We start from the raw sequence: 2938 nt of genomic DNA, 5'->3' as shown, positions 1-2938 counted from the left end.
GGAACGATCAACAGGCAGCCTGACTACCTGACCGGCGCTCTAGCGGCTCTTGGCGAGCTGTTCGGCGTCTTCGCGGGCGATGACCGCGTCGATGATGGCGTAGTCGGCCTCGTCGAGGACGAACAGCGCCAGGTCGATCGCGTCGGCGGCGTCCCGTTCGGCCATATCGGCGTGGTGCTGCGCCTTCCCGATGTCCCGCTCCTGGCGTCGCTCGTCCGCGTCCGCGCGCATCTCGGCGAACCGCTGGTCGATCGACGAGCGCACGGCGTCCCACCGCGCCTTCATGCTGGCTCTCGCCTCGGCGACGTCCTCCCTTACGTCGGCTTTCTCCGCTGCGAGGTCCTTCGCGGCGTCGGCTCTGCCCGCTTCGACGGCGGACTTCAGCTCGTCCCGCTGAGCCTCCAGCTGCGCGCGGTTCCTCTCCCGCGCCGCGCCGACGACGTCGTCGACCTTCCTCGCTCGCTTGGACAGCTCGCTGAGCTGCTCAGACAGTGGCTTCATGCTTGACCCTCCTGTTCCGTTCGGGGCGCTCGGCCGGTACCGGCTGTCCGGTCAGCCGCCTGACGCCGTATCCGTGGCCCTAGCCCTGGCCTGTGGTTCTACACCCGGCCGCCGGCACTCAGGCTCGAAAGCGGTGCAGCGGGCCGCTCGATGTGACCATCGAGTTCATCCCGGAACGCCATTTATTCGGCAGTCCGGTCGCGCGTTTGCGTTTCCACGCGGAGCCGTTCCCGATCGCGGCTCACGCAACCCTGCTGGATTCGACGACGTGCTCGGCCTCCGAGAGTGGTGCCGACCGAACCAGGGCGATGGTTGACATAGCCGGGCATGGACCAAAGTCAGGGGCAATACCTGCTCGAATCTCAGTCGACGTTGGAGTTGCGGCGTGCCGTTCGACGAGTTGCCCCCGGAGGTCACGCGCGCCCAGACCACTCGGCTGGAGGAGCAGCGTTGGGTGGTGCGGGAGGACGTCATCGATGCCCGGCTCGCGCTCGGTCAGCAGGACGCCGTGTTGCCGTGCCTGCGGGCGCTGACGATCGAGCATCCGCTGCAACAGCGCTCAACGCCTTCGACCGCATCGGGGGGGCGACGCCCTGCCTAGCCCGTCGCCAGAACGGCGAACAGCTCGCCGCATGCGGTCTAGACCGGCGAGCGGTCCGGGAGCCCGTCGGGTAGACCTTGAGGCCGTGGACGTGCACGAGCGCCTCGACCGTCAGGCCGCCGCCCGCCGTGGCTTGCGGGCCGTCGTGCTCGCGCTCGCGCGCAATCCTGCCGGCTCGATCTACGGAACGATCCTGGCGGACTCGGTGCTGGCGGTGGAGTCGGAGCGCCAGACGGGGCTGAGCGACCTGATCTACGCCGAGCTGGTCAGCGTGATCGTGTACTGGCTCGCCCACGTGTATGCCGAGTTCCTCGGCTCACCGCCGGATGTTAGTCGACGGGCCGGCCTGCACCGCTTGGCCGAGACGATGGCCCACGAATGGTCCCTGGTGACAGCGTCGTTCGTCCCGCTGCTCGCGGTGCTGCTGGCCGCGGCGGCCGGCGCGCCCGTGCAAACCGCGGCGCTCGCTGGGATGTGGACCGGAGTGGCTGCGCTGGTGCTGTGGGGCGAGATCGCCGGCTCGCGCAGCGGGCGCGGCACCTGGACGTCCCTAGCCTACGGGCTCGTCTCCGGCGCGTTCGGTGTCACCCTGATCCTGCTACGGATCCTGCTCCATTGAGACCCCGAATGGGTCAGATCACCTTCAGGTCGCTTAGATGGTTGCTCGTGCAACTTGACTCAGGGTCTATACCGTCAGACTGGTCGACTTCGCTATGTCCGTCATTCGTCTTGGCGTGGCCCTGCGAGTCGGACGGATGCCCGCCGTATGCTCACCGAGACCAGCGCCACCCAGGACCTGTGGGACTCCAGAACCCCGATTCAGGGATGACCTGCGTGTTTGCCTGCCAGATGGGGTCTGCGTCGGGCAGGCTGGGTGGTCATGGTGTGGTCGCTGCTCTACGCCCTGACGCGCAATGCTCTCGGACTGATGTTGCTCCGCGTGCGCGGCGACACCGCGAAAGACGTGAAGCTCCTCGTCCTGCGACATCCGGTGGCGGTGCTGCGACGGCAGGTGAACCGCCCGGCCCTGGAACCGAAGGATCGGGTGATCCTCGCAGCCTTGGTGCTCGTCGGCGCTACCCTTTGGCTCACGGGCCGGCGGTACAGACTGGAGCCGGTAGCCCGGAGCGGCCAACAGACTCTGCTGCTGGCCGGTGCGGGCGGTCTCGGATCCCTCGTGGTCCGCCGGGTCGTCGGCCGACGCACGGCCATCCCTGCACCGCGATGCCGCTGCCCGTTGAGAGCGTGCCGGCGGGCTCCGGCAGCTCGCGTTCGCCGGCACCGCCGCGGTGGCGGTCCAGCGCTGGGCCACGGCCTACCGCCGCAGTAACCGGCGGTAGTCTCGCGTGTGTCATGAGCCCACCGATGGCCAGACAGCGCGACACCTAGACCCCCGTTCCATCCACCGGCCAGAACCGTGCTTCCTGCCCGGCCGGAACAGCGTCATCCAGATGGACGCCGGAGTTGCCCGGTTTGTTGCCGGCGCGGCGGGCTTGGCCAGCGCATACACGATCCCCGTTACCGGATGTCCACAATGTCCTTCCCGCACCGCAGCGTCCGTGACGTGGCGGCGTGGCGACATTCGGGAACGAGCGCGATCCAGGGGTTGCGCGCAGAACCTCCGGGTACGTTCTTACCACCGGACCGCCAGCACGATCATCTCCGGCGGGAACCGGAACCCGGCGAACTCCGAGGCGGGAACCGGCGAACAGACACGCCGACGACCCATCACCTGATCATGCTTGACCGGCGACCCCAGCACCCGCGCCCAGCGAACGCAACTGTGCCCCCCCGATGGCCTGGAGTTCGACTGCGGCATCGCCGTGGTGCCTCACG

General features: G+C 68.4%; 3 protein-coding genes and 2 pseudogenes. 3 read left to right on the top strand and 2 right to left on the bottom strand.

Translation table 11 applies throughout. The annotated features are described in order from the left end of the window. Nucleotides 1–39: 39 nt before the first annotated feature. Nucleotides 40–501 carry a hypothetical protein gene (locus tag AC559T_RS11200; RefSeq protein WP_498868648.1) on the bottom strand — a complete coding sequence of 154 codons (462 nt, stop codon included), beginning with the start codon at nt 499–501 and terminating at the stop codon, nt 40–42. 385 nt (nt 502–886) lie between these two features. Between AC559T_RS11200 and AC559T_RS11195 the strand changes: the two genes are divergently transcribed. From AC559T_RS11195 to AC559T_RS11185, 3 genes and pseudogenes are all read left to right on the top strand, one after another. Continuing rightward, entirely contained in the window at nt 887–1102 is a 216-nt protein-coding gene (locus tag AC559T_RS11195) for a BTAD domain-containing putative transcriptional regulator (RefSeq protein ID WP_498868647.1), read from the top strand. 85 nt (nt 1103–1187) lie between these two features. Beyond that, nucleotides 1188–1721: a hypothetical protein gene (locus AC559T_RS11190; protein WP_498868646.1), complete on the top strand. Its 534-nt coding sequence runs from the start codon at nt 1188–1190 to the stop codon at nt 1719–1721. A gap of 219 nt (nt 1722–1940) precedes the next feature. Beyond that, nucleotides 1941–2165, top strand: a pseudogene (locus tag AC559T_RS11185) (integrase); the annotation flags it as partial. 573 nt (nt 2166–2738) lie between these two features. Here the strand turns inward: AC559T_RS11185 and AC559T_RS11180 are convergent. Continuing rightward, nucleotides 2739–2831, bottom strand: a pseudogene (locus tag AC559T_RS11180) (IS6 family transposase); the annotation flags it as partial. Nucleotides 2832–2938: the final 107 nt, after the last annotated feature.

The organism is Frankia sp. Hr75.2 (genome assembly GCF_949319125.1).
GTDB classification, from domain to species: domain Bacteria; phylum Actinomycetota; class Actinomycetes; order Frankiales; family Frankiaceae; genus Parafrankia; species Parafrankia soli.
The sequence above is the reverse complement of the archived record's forward strand: the minus strand, read 5'-3'. Positions and strand labels throughout refer to the sequence as shown.

Excerpts from the sequence above, each read along its gene's own strand:
- AC559T_RS11200 (WP_498868648.1), bottom strand. The coding sequence starts at position 501 with ATGAAGCCACTGTCTGAGCAGCTCAGCGAGCTGTCCAAGCGAGCGAGG.